Origin of the sequence: Roseibium aggregatum, assembly GCF_017309185.1 — a bacterium.
Classification (GTDB): domain Bacteria; phylum Pseudomonadota; class Alphaproteobacteria; order Rhizobiales; family Stappiaceae; genus Roseibium; species Roseibium aggregatum_B.
The window spans coordinates 389457-406766 of the sequence record NZ_JAEKJZ010000002.1; the positions used below are offsets into that span (position 1 = coordinate 389457).

Consider the following 17310-nt stretch of genomic DNA (forward strand, 5'->3'; position numbering starts at 1 on the left):
CTCAGGCGGTCTTGAGCCGGATCGCGATGTCGCGAGAGGTCATGGCGTAAAGCGCATCCAGGAGTTCCGGCACCAGGCTTCCCGGTCCCTGGGCCTGTTCCGCCGCCATTTCGCCGGCGATGTTGAAGACCGAAAGACCGCAAGCCGCGGCAAGCGCCCTGTCCTCTTCGACCGAGGCGAAAGCGGACAGCACCGCCCCCCCGGCACATCCGGTCGCCGTCACCCGCGCCATCAGCGGATGCCCGTTCAAGAGGCGGAAATCCTCGCCCGAGCTTTCGATCCGGTCTTCCGCACCTGTGACGGCAAACACGGTTCCCGCCGAAATCAGAGTGTCGATATCCGCCTTGTCCGGAAACAGCGCGTTCAGCTCGGCTTCGTTCAACCGCACCAAGTCGGCGCCGGAGGCCAGAAGTTCACGCGCAAAACCGCAGCGCGACGGCGACCGGTTGACGAAAACCGGATCGATCCCGACCGGCCGGCCCGCTTCCCTGGCTGCGGCGATGGCCAGCGGAATGGCCTTGCGCCGCTCTTCGTCCAGCGTCCCGAGATTGACGAGAAGCGCGTCGGCACTCGCGGCAAAGCCCGCCACTTCATCCGCGGAGACGGTCATCGACGGAACGGCGCCAATGGCAAGAAGCACGTTTGCGGTAAAGGTCTGCGCGACCGCATTGGTGATCGCGTGGACCTTCGGGCCCCGTTCGCGGACCCGCTGAAGCAGGTCAAACACCTTGTCGGCGGACAGCGATTGCGTCGACGCCGCGATGGACAGGCTCATTCCGTACCTCCTGTGGAGATCCGGTCCGAACATGCTGAACGTTTGAAGTGAGAGGCGCGCAACGCCTTGGAGATCTTCATCTCAAATCCCTCCGCCGGTATCAGCCGGATCAGGTTCAAGGAGTTGGCCATCCGCCTCTCAGCCCGATCCGGGATCGCCGGGCACCCCCATGAGATGCTTTTACTGCTAACAAGGCCGACCCGGGATTGCAAGCCCCGCCCCCTTCGGCGATTGACTGAAAGTAACAGATAGGCGATGTCCTTTTGAACGTCCGCCCAAACAGTAGAATCCGGAGCGCCGCATGACCCCGTTTTTCGTGATGATCAAGTGCCAGCTGGGCAAGACCTACCAGGTCGCCAACGCAATCGCCGACGCGGAGATCGCCTCGGAGGTGTACTCGACCAGCGGAGATTACGATCTTCTGGTGAAGTTTTACGTTGAAGACGGCTCGGATATCGGCCATTTCGTCAATGAGAAGGTTCACCCGATCGAGGGTGTTCAGGATACGAAATCCATCATTACCTTCAAGGCGTTCTGATATTTGACCGTTTCCGGAATTGGAGATTTTTCATGGGTTTGAGAAAACCGGCTGCGCTGTTCTTGGGTCTCGCGGCCCTGTCGCTTTCCACGGCCGCCCCCGCATCCGCGCAGGGCATGCCGCCGGAGCAGATCAAGAACATCCTTGACCTGACCAAGACGAGCTGGGTGTCATTCCGTGACTGGCAGGGGCAGGAGCTGATCTATTTCACGCATCTCGAATCCTGGAAATGCGGCATCGATTACGTGTTCTACGGCCTGAACGGCGGCCCGCTCGATCAGGAATGGCAGCTTGACGAATGCGACCCGAACAATCCCAATGTGGTTTTGAAGGAAAAGCCCTACATCGCCCTGCCTCTCGGGTCCGCCCAGTCCATCAGCGTGCAGCTGATTTTCAAAGACGGCACGAAAAGCACGGCGGAAACCTTCTTTTACAAACCGTAATTGGCGCCTCCGGCGCGCAAAGTTGCCGATTTCCGGATCCGCGCTCGGCTGAAGCCTAACCTGTCCGGGAAGACGGTCCGGAGAGTTCGCCGGCAATCCGGGCCACAGGAGAGGCTCTCCGTCTGTACTCCGGTCACGACTTCGACGGAGACGAGGCCCGCCTGTCCTTGGTGCGGTCGAGGCCCAGCCTGCGTTCGCGGAAGATGACGAAAACGCCGGCGGCGGTCACGATCAACGCGCCGGCGACGACAGCCGTTTCGGGAACATCGGAGAAAACCACCCAACCGATGATGATCGCCCACAGCATGTTGACGTAATCGAACGGAGCGATAGTGGACGCCTCGGCGAAGCGATAGCTCTGGGTCAGCAGGATCTGGCCGACACCGCCGGCCAGACCGATCAACAGCAGCAGCCAGCCCGTGCCGGCATCCGGCACCACCCAGGCCTGGCCGGGCACGAGAGAACCGAGCGGCCATGTCAGAAGAGCGAGCACCGACGACGCCCCGGAAAACCAGGTGACGATGGTAGAGGTCCGCTCGGTCTCGCACAGCTTGCGCACGGTGATCATGGCGAGCGCGGCGAATGCTGCGCCGAGGACCCCGAGCAGCGCACCGATTGACGCGGAACTGTCGTACCGGCCTTCGCCGAGATGCGGCGAAAGCACCACCAGGATTCCGAAAAACCCCACGCCGACCGCGCTCCAGCGATAGATGCGCACCGTCTCCCCCAGAAGGAAATAGGACAGCACGACGACCATCAGCGGTGTCGCGAAACCGATGGCAGTCGCATCGGGCAGCGGCAACAGATGGAGCGCCGTGAAGGAAAAGACCATGGCGGTCAGGCCGACGGCCGCCCGCGTCAGGTGACCGACCGGGTTTCGCGTCCTGATAGCAAGCCCCAGTTCCCGGCGCATGGCGACCATGAGGAGAACCGGAAACAGGCCGATGAAACTCCGGGCAAACACCAGCTGCCCCATGGGAACGGTTTCGGCTGCGATCTTCAACGCGGTCAGCATGATGTAGAAGGCAATGGATGCCGCCAGTTTCAGCGCGATGCCGAGCAAGGGTGCCTGCCGGGTCATGCCAGTCGGCGCGGGAGGACCGCTGAAACGGCTTCGAAGTCCGAGAGTCATTGAATGCGTCTCATTCGACCGGCGCGCAAGAAACCATTCGTGACGCGCCGGGCCTGGAATCACGAAAGCCGAGAAAAACCGCTCCAAAACCGCTTGCGGCCGGTATATGCGCTTACCGGGCTTGGGAAGACAGACGCTGGGCAGGAAAAACAGATATGGATCGACAGTATCACGTGAATTTCAACGTTTGGCAATGCGAACCGGGCCGCAAACGCCGGTATCCTCGGATAGCCCAATCGGATCCTGTGATTAAAAACTCTTCACAACTGCCTCGATTGGCACCAGCAGTCTCCTATTGAACCAAGAGCTACCTATAATTCTGTAAAACCGCGATTCGAAAGGCGTATCCCCATGTTCCGTTCGTTTTTTAAAAACCGCAAGTGGTTCCTGTGGGCCTGGGTGGGATCGGTCCTTATCCTGGCTGTCACCTGGTACAAGGTTCAGCTGGATGTCCGGATCAACGAGTGGTTCGGGTCGTTTTACGACACCATCCAGAAGGCCCTGTCGGAACCGGGCGCCGTGACGATGGACAAATACATGGCGGAGCTGATGACCTTCTTCTGGATCGCCGCCCTTTACGTCGCAATCGCCGTGGTTCTGGACTTCTTCATCAAGCACTTCATTTTCCGCTGGCGAACGGCCATGAACGATTATTACATGTCGCACTGGCATGTCGTGCGTCACATCGAAGGCGCCTCTCAGCGCGTCCAGGAAGACACCATGCGCTTCGCGCGCATCATGGAGGGCCTCGGCGTTTCCTTCATGCGCTCGATCATGACGCTCATCGCGTTCCTGCCTCTTTTGTGGGAACTTTCCAAACACGTCACCGAACTGCCCTGGATAGGGCCTGTCGCGCACTCCCTCGTCTATGTCGCTCTGTTGTCCGCGGCCTCCGGCACCGTTTTGCTTGCGGTTGTCGGCATCAAATTGCCGGGTCTTGAGTTCAACAACCAGAAGGTCGAAGCGGCCTATCGCAAGGAACTCGTCTATGGCGAGGACAACGAAGACCGCGCCTCTCCGCCGTCGGTCGTCGAACTTTACGCGAATGTGCGCAGAAACTATTTCCGCCTCTTTTTCCACTATCTCTACTTCGACGTGGCGAAGTGGTCCTACCTGCAGGCAACGGTTCTCGTACCTTATGTCGCCCTCGCGCCGACCATCGTGTCCGGCGCCATTACCCTCGGTGTCATGCAGCAGATTGTCCGTGCCTTCGGACGCGTGGAAAGCTCTTTCCAGTACCTTGTCAACGCCTGGACGACGATCGTGGAACTCATCTCGGTCTACAAGCGTTTGCGCGCCTTTGAGGAGAATATCTGGAAATACGAAAGCGAAGGCGGAAGCCCGGTTCCATTGCCTGCCGAATGACCTGAGCCACAGTGAACGCCGAGGCGTTTCAGGCGTGCATCGGCCGGGCGCGGAGCGCCGGTCGGTTCGCCGCTCGGTTCATGTCGTGAAGGTCAAGCTCCCGCTGGAAGCCATTGTGGAATGCAGGAAAATGCTAAATCGGCCTCGCCACATCCGGTGAAAGGCGCCCCCCCCCAGGGGACGCCTTCCGCCTTCTCCCGTCTTACCGAGCCGCGCGTATGGCCTCCCAGACGCGGACCGGCGTGGCCGGCATGTCCAGAAGCTCCGTCACACCGGCACCGTCCTTCAAGGCCATCTGGACCGCGTTCATGACCGCCGCGCAGCCGCCAATGGTACCGGCTTCCCCGGCTCCCTTGATGCCCATGGCGTTGGTGGTCGAAGGCACGTTCCGGGTCTCGAAGTGGATATCGCAAAGGTCGGCGGCCCTGGCCAGCTGGTAGTCCAGCAGCGAGGCCGTCAGAAGCTGGCCGTCCTCGTCGTAGACCGTGTGTTCGCACAGCGCCTGACTGATCGCGGAAACCGCACCGCCGTGCACCTGCCCGGCCAGAAGCAGCGGGTTCACCGTGACCCCGAAATCGTCAACGATGACATAGTTCACGATCGCGATATCGCCGGTTTCCGGATCGACCTCGACCTCGCAGACATGGGTGCCATTGGGATAGGTCGCCTCGCTCTGCCTGACCTCGTCGCGCGCCGTCAGGGGGTCGCCCGCGCCCGCCGCGATTTCGGCCAGGGTCACCTGCTGGTCGGTCCCCACAACGCGCACGACGCCGCTGTCAAGCTCCAGATCCTCGACCCCGGCTTCCAGGCGGTCGGCCGCGAGATCCTTGATCTTCTTGACCAGAGCGACGCTGGCGCCCTTGACGGACGGCAACCCGATGGGAATGGAGCGCGAACCGCCCGTACCGCCGCCCTTGCGGACGCGGTCCGTGTCGCCCTGGATAACCGTAACCTCCTCGATGTTGATGCCGAATTGCTCGGCCACAACCTGGCTGTAGGCGGTCGCATGGCCCTGACCGTTGGTCTGGGTTCCGATCAGGAGGGTGAGATTGCCGTCTTCGCCCAACTCCAGCGTCGCCTCCTCGCCGCCCGGAAAGGCGCAGGCCTCGATATAGGAGCAAAGACCGATCCCGCGGTATTTGCCATTGGCCGCGCTGGCTTGCTGGCGCTCCTTGAAGCCGTCCCAGCCGACAACCTCCAGCGCCTTGTCCAGATGGCCGGAGAACTCTCCGGTGTCGTACATGCGGCCGGTCTGGGTGGTATAGGGAAGCTGATCCGGCGCGATGAAGTTGCGCCTGCGGATCTCGACCGGACCGAGCCCGGTCTCCTCGCCCGCCTTCTCGATCAGCCGCTCGATCAGATAGGCCGCCTCCGGACGCCCGGCTCCGCGGAACGCGTCCGTCGGCACCGTATGCATGTACACGCCCTCGACTTTCGCGAACACGGCCGGAATATCGTAAAGGCCCGATGTCATGGACGTGCCGACAAAGGGAATAAACGGGCCGAACTGGTGGAGGTAAGCCCCCATAGCGGCCTTGACGTGAACCCTCATTCCAAGGATCCGCCCCTCCGGGTCGAGCGCGAATTCGCCCCGGGTCAGATTGTCCCGTCCGTGGGCGTCGGTCACGAAATGATCCATTCGCTCGCCCGTCCAGCGAACCGGCCGGCCGGTCTGCTCCGCCGCCAGCAAGGTCAGCGGGTATTCCCGGTAGCAAAACATCTTGGTGCCGAAGCCGCCGCCGACTTCCGGCGTGATCACCTGCAGCCGGCTCTCATCGATACCGAGTATTTCGCAGACGACGCCCCGCATGCCATGGCCGCCCTGCGTGCCGACGGTCAGCCTGAAACGGCCACTGTCCGGGTTGAGTTCCGCGACGCAGCCGCGCGGCTCCATGTAGTTCGCCACGATGCGATTGTTAACCAGGTCGACGGAGACGATCCTGTCCGCCTCTGCAAAGGCGGCATCCGTCTTGCTCTCGTCCCCTTGCCCGAACGTGAAAGCGACATTCGTTCCGAACTCGGGCCAGACCTTCACCGCATCCGGCGCCAGGGCGTTCTCGATGCCAACCACCACATCGAGCGGCTCGTAGTCCACTTCGAGCATTTCCGCCGCATCCCTGGCGGCATTGAGGCTGTCGGCGACAATGAAGGCGATCGAGTCGCCGACAAAACGCACCTCATCGGCGCACAGGACCGGCTGCTGCGGCAGCGGAAAATCGGTTCCGTCGATCTGCTTCGGCCGGGCACGGGTCGGCATCGTCTTGCCGGAAAGCTCCGCGCCGGTCAGAACCAGGCGGACACCTTCCATCTGCCGAACATCGTCAACATTTTCCAGCGAGATCCTCGCATGGGCCATGGCGGACCGCACGACCACGCCATGCAGGCAGCCTTCCGGCATGTAGTCGGCCGTGTAGATCCCCTGCCCGATGACGAGCGGGTCGTCTTCCTTGCGGCGCAACGGGGCGCCGACACCGAATTTCGGAGTGACAATCTGGTTCATGAAATTGGACCTGTTGTTTTGGGAAGACCTTCCCGGAAAACATCCGCGCGCCGGGAGCGCCGGTTCACAATAAACATAGGACCTGAACGCCCGCGAGGCCAGAGTGCGGAAGGAACGAGTTTGAATCGCACCCTAAATGATCTCATCCTCGTCGAACAGGGGATCGGCCTCGAGCTGCGAGGCCAGGCTGTCGAGGGTCGTTTCCGCATCGTAGCGTTCGTGGAACCCGGCGATGTGAAACAGCCCGTCTCCCTCGTTGACCACGGGCAGATTGGTCCGGCCAACGACGAGCCCCCCCTCCACGGCAAGCACGTCGCGTTCGTTTTCGCCGAAGGGGTCGGAAACAATGCCCAGCAGCATTTGCGGTTCGACTACGTCGCCGACCGATTTGAAGGGCCTGAGCAGGCCGCCGGCGGGCGAACGGACCCAGGAACTGGATTGGCTCAGGATCGAACGGACCTTCGGCCGTGTGATGCCTTTCGCCCCGACCATTTTCAGCGCCCGCATGACCCGCAACACGCCGGAAACGCCGGCGCGAATGGCCATTTCGTCGAAACGCAGCCCCTCGCCCGCCTCGAACACCAGAACATCCGCGCCGTTCGCCTGAGCCGCTTCGCGCAACGAGCCTTCGCGCAGCTTGGAAGTCAGGATCACCGGCGCACCGAAAGCCTTGGCAAGCGACAATGTGTCCGGCCGCGATGGTGAAACCCGGATCTGCGGCAGATTGGTCCGGTGGATGGCCGCCGAATGCAGATCGATGCCGAAATCCGCGCGATGGACAATTTCGGTCATGAACAGATGCGCCAGCCGCCCGGCGAGCGAGCCGCGCTGGCTGCCCGGAAAGGAACGATTGAGATCGCGCCGGTCCGGGAGGTACCGGGAATGGTTCAGAAACCCGAAGGCATTGACGATCGGAACGACCATCAGGGTGCCTTTGAGGTTTTCCAGCTCCGGCGCCTCAAGTTGCGGCGCCTTAAGGATCCGCCGCGCGATCTCGACGCCGATCACCTCGTCGCCGTGTATGGCCGCGCTGACGAAAAGCACGGGACCCGGTTTGCGCCCGTGAAGCACATGGACCGACATGGTGACCGGCGTGTGGTCCGACAAGACGCTGACCGGCAGATCGACCGTGCGCCGCGTGCCCGGCGCGATGGAATGCTCGCCGATCTTGAAAGGTTTGACTTTGGTGCTCAACCGCGCCCCTTGGTTTTCGTTTTACCCACAACGGCGTTCTTCGCCAGAAAATCGATGATCTTGCCGGCGACATCGATGCCGGTGGCTTTCTCTACGCCTTCCAGTCCGGGAGAGGAATTCACCTCCATGACGACCGCCCCGTGATTGGAGCGCAACATGTCCACACCGCAGACGTTCAACCCCATTGTCTTGGCCGCCCGGATTGCCGTCGAACGTTCTTCCGGGGAGATCTTGATGGCGGCCGCGCTGCCGCCCCGGTGCAGGTTCGAGCGAAACTCGCCTTCCGCACCGGTCCGCTTCATCGCCGCGATCACCTTGCCGCCGACCACCAGGGCGCGAATGTCCGTGCCGCCGGCCTCCTTGATGAACTCCTGCACCAGAATGTTCACGTTGGCACCCCGAAAGGCCTCGATGACCGACTTCGCGGAACGTTCCGTGTCGGCCAGAACCACACCGATCCCTTGCGTTCCTTCGAGAAGCTTGATGACCACCGGCGCGCCGCCGGCCGTCGCCAGAACCTCCTCGGTCATCTTGGGATCGTGGGCGAAGGTCGTGACCGGCAGACCGATCCCGTCACGGGCGAGCAACTGCATGGAACGCAGCTTGTCGCGCGACCGGCCGATGGCCACGGATTCATTGAGCGGATAAACGCCCATCATCTCGAACTGGCGCAACACTGCGAGACCGTAGAACGTAATCGAGGCCCCGATCCGCGGAATAACCGCGTCGAACCCGGTCAGTTTTTCGCCGTTGTAATAGATTTCCGGCCGCCGCGAGGCGATGTTCATGTAGCAGCGCAACGTGTTGATGATTTCGAGTTCGTGACCGCGCTCTTCCGCGGCCTCCTTCAGCCGCTTGTGCGAATAAAGCTCGGGATTCCGTGCCATCATTGCGATTTTCATCGAGTCCGTTTCCTTGGTCTTGACCTGCTCCGGCCGATGCCGAAACACCCGATTTCCGTTGGTTGATTTGGCCGGCGCGTGAGCCGGATCAGTGCTTGACGGCCGTAGCCGGCTTGCCGGCCAGGAAGGACCGGCCTGCATCCACCAGCACATTATGCCGCCGGATGGCCGTTCGCCCCAAAATCATGTCGAACCCCATGTTGGTCCGGTCCGCGAGCGACACGTCCACATGCCAATGATGCCGTCCGAGATGCAAAAGGGTGCGAATAACGATCCGCTGCTCCGGCACACCGCTGGTGTTCTTGATGCTGCGCTCGTCCAGCACCGGCACTTCGGCCTTGATCACCGTATGGTGACGCGACGCAGGCACCCGAAAACGAACCCAGTTGCGCCCGTCCCGGTCAAAAACTTCCCAGTCCTCGGCATGGAGCGCGGAGGTACGTGCACCGGTGTCGATTTTGGCCCGCATGTCGAAGACGCCCAATTCGGGCAAGCTCACGATTTCACGCCAACCGATAACATCCGCAGCGGCAATGGGACGCCGCTTGTTAGCCCTTGTCATTCAACAAACCCTGGCACCTCTGTGCAGGCTCACACCGGCAATTTTGATCGTTTCGAGCATTGCATGAGCCACCAGGCAACGCAACCGATTGCAGCAGCGCCCCTGTCCGCGCGCCCCGGTCATCAACATGATTGAAGGCGTGTGCGCGATCGCCGAGAGCCACCGCAAGACAATCGATCGGGCCTCAGGGTACTCCCCTGCGCCGGCGTTTAACCCTCTGACGAACAATAAGGATTTTTGACGCTTCTGTCCTCGGACAGGCTGCGCCGGGATTGCCGTGTCAGATGCTCGATCGCGTCCGCCAGATGGACTTCCTGAATATTGTAGTCGCCGCGGGCCACACGGAGCCTGTGTGCCTCCAGCATCACCTCCCCCATGGCGACGCCTTCGGGTGGCACGAACCGGTAGCTCGCCAGTTCGATCAAAAGTCCAAGGGGATCGCGGAAATAGATGGAGTCCATGAAGCCCCGGTCTTTTGGGCCGCTGTGGTCGATCCCCCGGGCATCCAGCCGCTCCGCGACCTGGCGAAAGGTTGCCTGGGAGACCGCAAGCGCCAGATGATGCACGCAGCCGATTGTCTGCGGCGCCGGCCCGGCGTCCGGCTTGCGGTCCTCGTTGGTGAAGATCGTGATCAGCCGGCCGTCTCCCGGATCGAAATAGAGATGGCTCTGGTTCGCGTCGTCCAGGTTCGGTTGCTCGAAAACGAAGGGCATGCCGAGAAGGCCTTCCCAGAAATCGATTGAGGTCTGCCTGTCCGCCCCGACCAGGGTAATGTGGTGTACACCTTGCGTCTGGATCTTCTGCATCGGTTGTCCTCCCGTTTCGCGGTAATGTAGGGGACATGTTCTTTCCAAGGCAAACGTCCACAGCGCACCTTCTGCGATCATCTGGATCTGGGCGATCCATGCCCCCTTTCCTTCGCGGTGAAAACCGATAAGCTTGTTCCCGCTGCAACAACCCGCTAGTACCGGGTGACCGCCCCAAATCCGGGCCTTGGCCTTCGCTCCCGTCCGTTCGGCACATTCGCCAGTTCCCGGCAAGGATTGAAATGGATACGTCCCCCAAAGACCCGGCGCCACCGGAGGCTGCCGGCAACGGCGTCGGCCGCAAGATTGCCCGGATGACGGCTCATCTGCCGTCCAACACCATCGGCGCGCTGTGGATTCTCCTGGCCTCGTTCCTGTTTTCAATCATGGTCACCCTGATCAAGGTGGTCGGACAGGATCTGAGCGTCTTTCAGATTCTCGTCGTCCGGCAGGCGGTCATGCTGTCAATCGTCGCGCCCAAGATCCTGAGCGGTCTCCCCACATCGCTGTCAACGCAGCGCCCCGGACTTCAAATCGTCCGTATCGTCGTCGCCACGACCGCGATGTTGAGCGGCTTCACGGCGATCATCGAACTGCCGCTGGCCGACGCCACCGCGATCAGCTTTTCCAAGACATTCTTCGTGACGATATTCGCCATCTGGCTGCTCGGCGAAACGGTCGGCGTCCATCGCTGGAGCGCGACGATCGTCGGGTTTCTGGGCGTCCTCCTGATGCTCAACCCCCATGGCAGCGGCTTTATCGACCCTTACGCCCTGCTCGCCATTCTGGGTGCCGCCTGCGCCGGCCTTGTCATGATCGTTGTCCGCCTTTTGACCCGCACCGACGCTCCGGTCACCATCCTGACCTATCAGGCGATCGGTGTCGGCCTGATCATGCTGGTTCCCGCCATCATGACATGGCACGCCCCAAGCCTTGGGCAATGGGGGCTGCTCGTCCTCATCGGGATCATCTCCTGGGCTGCGCAAATGTCCAACATACGGGCTTTCCGGGCCGGCGAAGCGACAGCAATCGCGTCGCTCGACTATACCCGGCTGCTCTACGCGACCGTTCTCGGGGCGGCCATTTTCGGCAACTGGCCGCGGCTGGAGACACTGCTCGGCGCCGCGGTCATCATCGCCGCTTCCATCTATACCGTCCGCCGTGAAGCCAAACGCGGCCGCGAGCTTGCCCGCGCCGCCGACGCGCGGGGATATTCGAACTGAACGGCGGGACTTCGTGGTTAACCTCAGGTTAAAAATTCGATTGCGAATTTTTCCGGATGTTGCTATCGGTGATTGAAGTAAAGAGTACAATTTAATGGCTTAGACGGAGCAATTTAATGAATTTTCTCACGCGCACTGTGGCTGCTGCCCTGACTGCGTTCGGTCTCATGACCGGCGCGGCCTCCGCAGCACCTGTGATCAATTTCGATGTGGCTGGCGCAAGCGGCGGTTCCTCTGTTTCCGTATCCGGCTTCAACGGCCTGTTCAGCGTCGGCAGCATCTCGGCAAACCTGGCGTCCGGGCTGGACTCCACGGTGTTTTCTCTTGCCAAGGGCGAGAGCAAAACCTTCGACTTCTTCACCCTCAGCACCGATGGCGGCGCCGGCAAGTACAGCGTGTCTGCAACGCTCGCGTTTGACGACCCGTCCGGCACCGGCACAGCCGACGCTTCCGGCGGCGGCAAGGCGATTTCGTTCTTCGGCATCGTTTCGCTCGGCAAACTCTTCTGGCAGGCCGGTTCCCTTCCGGATTACCTGTTCACCTCCAACGGCTCTCTGTTCTCCGTCGACTTCGCGGACGGCGTCGCGCTTGTGCTCGGCGGTACCGCAACGATCACGGCAACCGTGACCGCCATCGAGGTTGTTCCGGTCCCGGCGGCGCTGGTTCTCATGCTCAGCGGTTTGTTCGGTCTCGGGGTCTTCAGCAGGTTCCGCGGGAGCCGCAGCGCACCGACCGCTTAAACGTTTGAATACAAATTAGGTTTTCAAACCGAGGCCGCCTCTTTCAGAAGGCGGCCTCTTTTTTATTTTGGAGCAGATCGCGTTTTATCGGTTTGCTTTTCGCTGTTTGAAATCAAAAGCTTGAACGCAAGAAGCGATGTGAAATAGTTCCAGCCAGACGAGACACGCTCTCACCGCCTTTTGCGGGGTGTCGCCAGGGAGCAGCCACTACGCGCTCCTGGCCTGAACCTCCGCCCGTTTGCGCTCTTCTTCCTCCACCAGTTCCTTCTTCGACAGCTTGCCGACCATTGTCTTCGGTAACTCGTCCCGGAACTCGTACTCCCTGGGCAGTTCTATGGTGGACAGGTGGTCCTTCAGGAACGCCTTCATCTCCTGCGCCGTGATCGAATGCCCTTCCTTCAGTTTGATGAAGGCCTTGGGAGACTGACCCCGGTATTCATCCGGCACGGCGATGACGATCGTCTCGTCCACGGCCGCGTTCTGATAGATGGCCTCCTCGATCACTCGCGGATAGACGTTGTAGCCGGAACACAGGATCAGGTCCTTGATCCGGTCGACCAGAAAGATGAAGCCATCCGGGTCCCGGTAGCCGACATCACCCGTGTGCAGAAAACCGTCTGCGGTGATCGTGTCTTGCGTGGCGTCGTCCCGCTTCCAGTACCCCTTCATCACCTGGGGGCCGCGCAGCATCAGTTCACCCTTCTCCCCCTCGGCAACTTCGCTCACCCGGTCCTCGATATTCACGAAACGCGCTTCCGTGCCGGGAACGAGACGGCCGATCGATCCGCCCCGCCGGCTTTCGTCAAGCGGATTGACCGCGGCAACCGGGGACGATTCCGTCAGGCCGTACCCCTCCACCAGAATACAGCCGGTGAGCTTCTCGAAACTCTCCATAACCTCGAGAGGCAGCGGCGCCCCGCCTGAAATGCATAGATTGATGCTCGACAGGTCGTAGTGAGCGGTCATCGACGCATTGCTGATCGCGGTATAGATGGTTGGCACGCCGGGAAACAGCGTGACCCTCTTGCGTTTGATCGCATCGAGCAACGCCTTCAGTTCGAACCGGGGCTGCAGCACCATTTCCGCGCCCAGAAGGACCGACAGGTTCTGCCCGACCGTCATCGCGAAGACGTGAAAGAACGGCAACACGCACAGCATCTTCTCCTCACCCGGCCGGGCTTTCGCAAAAACGCAGCGCATCTGTTCGATGTTGGCGGAAAGGTTCGCATGGGTGAGCATGGCGCCTTTCGGAACGCCGGTGGTACCACCCGTATACTGCAGCACGGCGACAGCTTCCTTCGGGTCGATCGCAACAGGCTCCGGATGCGCGCCGCTGTGGAGCAGTTCCTCAAAACGAATATGGGCGTCATCTCGCGGAATATCGGCGAGTTCCTTGCGCTTGAAGAGCTGAAACAGCACCTTCTTCAGGGGAGGCAGGCAGAAGCTCATCGGACAGACGACGATCTTGTCGAGAGCCCTTTCCTTGCGAACCGCCTCGACCTTGTCGTAGATCACCTTCAGGTCCATCGTCACCATGATGCGGACATCCGCGTCGCGCGCCTGAAAAGCGATTTCGCGCTCAACATAGAGCGGATTGAAATTGGCGACCGTTCCGCCAACCTTCAAAATCGCGAAATAGAAAATGGTGTAGAAGGGGGTGTTGGGCAGGCAAAGTCCAACGTGCACCCCGGGGCCGACTCCCATCGCCTGGAGCCCCGCGGCAACCCGGTCGGCATAGGCGCCGATTTCGGCGTAGGTCCAGACCTTGCCCATGAAATCGGCGGCCGGTCTCGGCCCGAATTGCGCAACGCTGGTTTCGAGATATTCGTGTACCGGACGTGGCCTGAAAGCCGCGTTCCACTCCTCCGCAGTCGTCATAACGTTCTCCAAACGTGTCTTATTCACCTCACTGCGTAATCGGACCCCTTCCCGGAACACACGGAAAAGAAAGGTACTTTCCCGGCCATTCCCTCCCTCAGGTCCGGTCCGCGAATGAAGCGTCACCTCTGTGGGCTTCGTATGACATGCCGCAACCTTCCGTAAACGTCAACCGGCGACGTAACGACACCCCTTCATTTTCTTGCCGCAGTTTCCCGAGTACACGTAGATATGTCTCCGGTGGCAATCGGCAACACAGTCTTCGGCCGGATGCCCCCTGCCGGAGCTGTTCACCCCTGAATTCACCGCTTCGGCCAGTTCCATCTGGGCGGTTCGATACCGTCCACGACAGTCTCGCCCAGTTGCTTGCGCAGATTGTAGTGCGCACATCCCGGCAATGCCGAGAGCGCGGCCACCAGACTTTCCGCGTGGCTGACCACGATTACCTGGGTCTTTTCCGCAGCCGCACCGATGAGCCGACCAAGCGGCTCAAGAAGCTCCGGATGCAGGCTCGTCTCGGGCTCGTTCAGGACGATCAGCGGTGCCGGCCGGGGCGACAGAAGCGCCGCGGCAAGAAGCAGAAAGCGCAGCGTCCCGTCCGAAAGTTCCGCGGATTTGAGCGGACGCAGTAGGCCTTTCTGTTTCATAAGCAGCTCGAAATACCCGTCATTCACCGTTATCTCGACCGAGGCGCCGGGAAACGCGTCCTCGACCGCCTCCGCCAGGGCGTGCTCATCGCCGATCTCCAGAATGGTCTGGAGCGCAGCCGCGAGGTCACCGCCGTCACCGCTCAAAACCGGCGTCCGCGTACCAATCCTGGGAACCCGGGCCGGAGCGTCCCGGTCGGTGCGCAGGTGATCGTAAAACCGCCAGGCGCGCATCCGCTCCCTGAGCACAAGCAACTCCAGCCCGTCTTTCGGGTTTGCCGCGTGGGTCATCATGCTGTCGAAGCGGGCAAGGTTCTGGACGACCGGAACGCGCTGCCCCTTGCCGTCGAGCACCCGCACGGCCGGACCGTTGCGGCCGGCGATTTCGTTGGCACGCGAAAGCGCTTCTCCGGCCCAAAGCGCCTCCGTCTTGATTTCCGGGTCCATGGCAAAGAACGACCGGCCGGCATCCGAAGGCAGCCCGAGGTCGATGGCATAGCCGTAGTCCTCGTCGGCAAAACCGAGCTTCAGACTGACGACGGATTTTCGCACGGTCCCCTGAACCGGCACCTCCCCCTGCTTCATGCCGCGAGAAAAGGCCTCAGGTCCCGCCCAGAGCGTCGATTGCAAGCCACCTTCCGCCGCCAGCGAGGCGATCGCCCGGCCCTGCGCCACTTCGGCCAGAAGCCGGATCGAGCGGTAAAGACTCGACTTGCCGCTGCCGTTTGCCCCCGTCACCAGCGTGATGCGGTCCAGTGGCAGGACCAGATCGCGCAGGGAGCGATATCCGGAAACCGCAAGCGTCAGGATCACGCGGCTTAACTCCCCTGATCCACCAGTTCGAACCTGTCAACGTCGAACACCCCGAAATCGGTGATTTTCAGATGGGGAATGACGGGAAGCGGCAGGAAGGCCACCTGCAGGAAGGGCTCAGCCAGCGTGCAGCCCAGCGCCCTTGCCGCAGCCCGCAGACCCTCAAGAGATGTCTTCACGGTTTCAAACGGCTCCAGGCTCATCAGGCCGGCCAGCGGCAGGGCCAATTCCGCCTTGACGCCATCGCTGTCGGCAACCGCGAAGCCGCCCTTCATGGCGATGACACGATTGACCGCATGGGCCATGGCCACCTCGTCCGCTCCGACCACACAGATATTGTGGCTGTCGTGACCGACGGAGGAGGCAATTGCCCCCCGTTTCATGCCGAAACCGTTGACGAAGCCGAGACCGATATTGCCGGTCCCCTTGTGACGCTCGACGACGGCGACCTTGAGAACGTCCTGGTTGAGATCCGCGAGCGTTTTTCCGCCCGCAACAGGCAAGGTCCGCTTCAGATGCTCGGTGATGATCCGGCCCGGAACGACACCGATGACATCTGCTTCGCTGTTGCGGGCCGGGATGTCGAACTTTTGCGCCGTGATCGCCCCGACCCTGACGCTGTCCAGCCCGACGGGCTGAACCGTTCCACGTCCGGCGAATGCGTCGTCACTGGCGAGGGTACCGCCGCAAATCACCTGTTCAACACGGCACTGCGAAAAATCGCTCAACAAGACGATATCGGCCCGCTTGCCCGGTGCGATCACACCGCGGTCCTTCAGGCCAAAGGCGTTTGCCCCCGACCAGCTCGCCGCCCGATAGGCGTCGAGCGGCCGTATCCCCTTGGAAATCAGGCGTCGGATCATGCTGTCCAGATGGCCTTCCTCAGCGATGTCGAGGGGGTTGCGGTCATCGGTGCAAAGCGCCACGAAGGCGGAAACGTCCGGTGTCAGGATCGGTGCCAGAGCGTCCAAATCCTTGGAGACCGATCCCTCGCGCATCAGGATGGTCATGCCCTTGGACAGTTTCTCACGCGCCTCATCGGCGCTTGTCGCCTCGTGGTCTGTGCGGATCGCCGCTGCCAGATAACCGTTGAGCGCCAATCCCGTAAGAAGCGGAGCGTGGCCATCGATATGACCGTCCTGAAAGGCTGCCAGCTTGGCCAGAACCTTGGGATCGCGCGCGAGAACGCCCGGAAAGTTCATGAATTCCGCTAGGCCGATGACGTTCGGATGGTCGCGAAACGGCAACAGGTCCTCGATCTCGAGGCAGGCTCCTGCGGTTTCAAAAGAAGTCGCGGGCACGCAGGACGACAGGTTGACCTTCAGGTCCATGACCGTTTCGAGAGAACTGTCGAGGAAATAGCGGATCCCCTCCGCCCCAAGCACATTGGCGATCTCGTGAGGATCGCAGATCGCGGTGGTCACCCCGTGCGGCAGCACGCAGCGATCGAACTCGAAGGGGGTGACAAGGGAGGATTCCACATGAAGATGGGTATCGATAAATCCGGGGACGGCGGTCAGCCCCTGCCCGTCCAGAACGGTCTCGCCACTGTAGTCGCCATGCGTGCCGACAATGCGGTCGCCCACGATTGCGATATCCGTTTCAGTTGTCGTGCCGTCGACCACGCTGAAAAGGCGGCAATTCCTGATTACCAGCTCGGCGGGCTGATCGCCGGTTCCCGCTGCAATGGCCCGGGCGAGAAACGCTTCGTTATGTTTGACCGGCATGTGCCCTCACTTCGATTCCAATCTGTTTTCAAGCATACAGGCGCGCGCGGAAGATCAAACCGGTT

The 17310-nt window shown here is 61.3% G+C and carries 15 protein-coding genes and 1 riboswitch; of the genes, 5 read left to right on the forward strand and 10 right to left on the reverse strand.

Annotated elements, in window-relative coordinates; translation table 11 throughout:
* Window position 1: 1 nt before the first annotated feature.
* Window positions 2–775: a hydroxyethylthiazole kinase gene (locus JF539_RS13975; RefSeq protein ID WP_207141278.1), complete on the reverse strand. Its 774-nt coding sequence runs from the start codon at window positions 773–775 to the stop codon at window positions 2–4.
* Between the two features lie 68 nt (window positions 776–843).
* Window positions 844–954: riboswitch (TPP riboswitch) on the reverse strand.
* 122 nt (window positions 955–1076) lie between these two features.
* On the opposite strand from JF539_RS13975, the gene JF539_RS13980 reads away from it, so the two are divergent.
* Window positions 1077–1313, forward strand: a complete 237-nt coding sequence (locus tag JF539_RS13980; protein WP_207141279.1) for an Lrp/AsnC ligand binding domain-containing protein — start codon at window positions 1077–1079, stop codon at window positions 1311–1313.
* Window positions 1314–1345: 32 nt separating this feature from the next.
* The gene (locus JF539_RS13985) at window positions 1346–1756 is read left to right on the forward strand and encodes a hypothetical protein (RefSeq protein ID WP_207141280.1); all 411 of its coding nucleotides are present in this window, start codon (window positions 1346–1348) and stop codon (window positions 1754–1756) included.
* Between the two features lie 133 nt (window positions 1757–1889).
* Here the strand turns inward: JF539_RS13985 and JF539_RS13990 are convergent, their stop codons facing one another.
* Window positions 1890–2888 (reverse strand): DMT family transporter, encoded by a 999-nt coding sequence (locus tag JF539_RS13990; RefSeq protein ID WP_236042485.1) that lies wholly within the window; start codon window positions 2886–2888, stop codon window positions 1890–1892.
* A gap of 351 nt (window positions 2889–3239) precedes the next feature.
* Between JF539_RS13990 and sbmA the strand changes: the two genes are divergently transcribed.
* The gene (gene sbmA, locus JF539_RS13995; RefSeq protein ID WP_207141281.1) at window positions 3240–4253 is read left to right on the forward strand and encodes a peptide antibiotic transporter SbmA; all 1014 of its coding nucleotides are present in this window, start codon (window positions 3240–3242) and stop codon (window positions 4251–4253) included.
* Window positions 4254–4455: 202 nt separating this feature from the next.
* On the opposite strand, the gene JF539_RS14000 is transcribed toward sbmA, so the two are convergent.
* The 5 genes from JF539_RS14000 to JF539_RS14020 form a co-directional block, all read right to left on the reverse strand.
* On the reverse strand, window positions 4456–6753 hold the full coding sequence (locus tag JF539_RS14000) for a xanthine dehydrogenase family protein molybdopterin-binding subunit (RefSeq protein ID WP_207141282.1): 2298 nt from the start codon (window positions 6751–6753) through the stop codon (window positions 4456–4458).
* A 132-nt stretch (window positions 6754–6885) separates the two neighbouring features.
* Window positions 6886–7947, reverse strand: a complete 1062-nt coding sequence (locus JF539_RS14005; RefSeq protein WP_207141283.1) for a succinylglutamate desuccinylase/aspartoacylase family protein — start codon at window positions 7945–7947, stop codon at window positions 6886–6888.
* Window positions 7944–8849: a 30S ribosomal protein S6--L-glutamate ligase gene (gene rimK, locus JF539_RS14010; protein WP_207141284.1), complete on the reverse strand. Its 906-nt coding sequence runs from the start codon at window positions 8847–8849 to the stop codon at window positions 7944–7946. The genes JF539_RS14005 and rimK overlap by 4 nt, the downstream gene beginning before the upstream one ends.
* Window positions 8850–8937: 88 nt before the next feature.
* On the reverse strand, window positions 8938–9411 hold the full coding sequence (locus JF539_RS14015) for an ATP-dependent zinc protease (RefSeq protein ID WP_207141285.1): 474 nt from the start codon (window positions 9409–9411) through the stop codon (window positions 8938–8940).
* A gap of 209 nt (window positions 9412–9620) precedes the next feature.
* On the reverse strand, window positions 9621–10217 hold the full coding sequence (locus JF539_RS14020) for a VOC family protein (protein ID WP_207141286.1): 597 nt from the start codon (window positions 10215–10217) through the stop codon (window positions 9621–9623).
* A gap of 242 nt (window positions 10218–10459) precedes the next feature.
* Here JF539_RS14020 and JF539_RS14025 point away from each other — a divergent pair, with 242 nt between their 5' ends.
* Both JF539_RS14025 and JF539_RS14030 read left to right on the forward strand, forming a co-directional pair.
* Window positions 10460–11440, forward strand: coding sequence for a DMT family transporter (locus JF539_RS14025; RefSeq protein ID WP_207141287.1), 981 nt, complete (start codon window positions 10460–10462; stop codon window positions 11438–11440).
* A gap of 116 nt (window positions 11441–11556) precedes the next feature.
* The gene (locus tag JF539_RS14030; protein WP_207141288.1) at window positions 11557–12180 is read left to right on the forward strand and encodes a hypothetical protein; all 624 of its coding nucleotides are present in this window, start codon (window positions 11557–11559) and stop codon (window positions 12178–12180) included.
* A 207-nt stretch (window positions 12181–12387) separates the two neighbouring features.
* On the opposite strand, the gene JF539_RS14035 is transcribed toward JF539_RS14030, so the two are convergent.
* The 3 genes from JF539_RS14035 to ade all read right to left on the reverse strand — a co-directional run bounded on the left by JF539_RS14035 (window position 12388) and on the right by ade (window position 17245).
* Window positions 12388–14058, reverse strand: a complete 1671-nt coding sequence (locus tag JF539_RS14035) for a long-chain-fatty-acid--CoA ligase (RefSeq protein WP_207141289.1) — start codon at window positions 14056–14058, stop codon at window positions 12388–12390.
* A 302-nt stretch (window positions 14059–14360) separates the two neighbouring features.
* A complete protein-coding gene (locus JF539_RS14040; RefSeq protein WP_207141290.1) occupies window positions 14361–15518 on the reverse strand; it encodes an AAA family ATPase in 1158 nt (385 codons plus the stop codon).
* A 5-nt stretch (window positions 15519–15523) separates the two neighbouring features.
* Entirely contained in the window at window positions 15524–17245 is a 1722-nt protein-coding gene (ade, locus tag JF539_RS14045; RefSeq protein WP_207141291.1) for an adenine deaminase, read from the reverse strand.
* Window positions 17246–17310: the final 65 nt, after the last annotated feature.

Bases quoted from the DNA above. Each gene is read 5' to 3' on its own strand.
- JF539_RS14020 (WP_207141286.1), bottom strand. From the start codon at position 10,217: ATGCAGAAGATCCAGACGCAAGGTGTACACCACATTACCCTGGTCGGG.
- JF539_RS13985 (WP_207141280.1), top strand. From the start codon at position 1,346: ATGGGTTTGAGAAAACCGGCTGCGCTGTTCTTGGGTCTCGCGGCCCTG.
- JF539_RS14000 (WP_207141282.1), bottom strand. From the start codon at position 6,753: ATGAACCAGATTGTCACTCCGAAATTCGGTGTCGGCGCCCCGTTGCGC.
- ade (WP_207141291.1), bottom strand. From the start codon at position 17,245: ATGCCGGTCAAACATAACGAAGCGTTTCTCGCCCGGGCCATTGCAGCG.
- JF539_RS13980 (WP_207141279.1), top strand. From the start codon at position 1,077: ATGACCCCGTTTTTCGTGATGATCAAGTGCCAGCTGGGCAAGACCTAC.
- JF539_RS13975 (WP_207141278.1), bottom strand. From the start codon at position 775: ATGAGCCTGTCCATCGCGGCGTCGACGCAATCGCTGTCCGCCGACAAG.
- JF539_RS14015 (WP_207141285.1), bottom strand. From the start codon at position 9,411: ATGACAAGGGCTAACAAGCGGCGTCCCATTGCCGCTGCGGATGTTATC.
- JF539_RS14025 (WP_207141287.1), top strand. From the start codon at position 10,460: ATGGATACGTCCCCCAAAGACCCGGCGCCACCGGAGGCTGCCGGCAAC.
- JF539_RS14035 (WP_207141289.1), bottom strand. From the start codon at position 14,058: ATGACGACTGCGGAGGAGTGGAACGCGGCTTTCAGGCCACGTCCGGTA.
- JF539_RS13990 (WP_236042485.1), bottom strand. From the start codon at position 2,888: ATGACTCTCGGACTTCGAAGCCGTTTCAGCGGTCCTCCCGCGCCGACT.
- rimK (WP_207141284.1), bottom strand. From the start codon at position 8,849: ATGAAAATCGCAATGATGGCACGGAATCCCGAGCTTTATTCGCACAAG.
- JF539_RS14030 (WP_207141288.1), top strand. From the start codon at position 11,557: ATGAATTTTCTCACGCGCACTGTGGCTGCTGCCCTGACTGCGTTCGGT.
- sbmA (WP_207141281.1), top strand. From the start codon at position 3,240: ATGTTCCGTTCGTTTTTTAAAAACCGCAAGTGGTTCCTGTGGGCCTGG.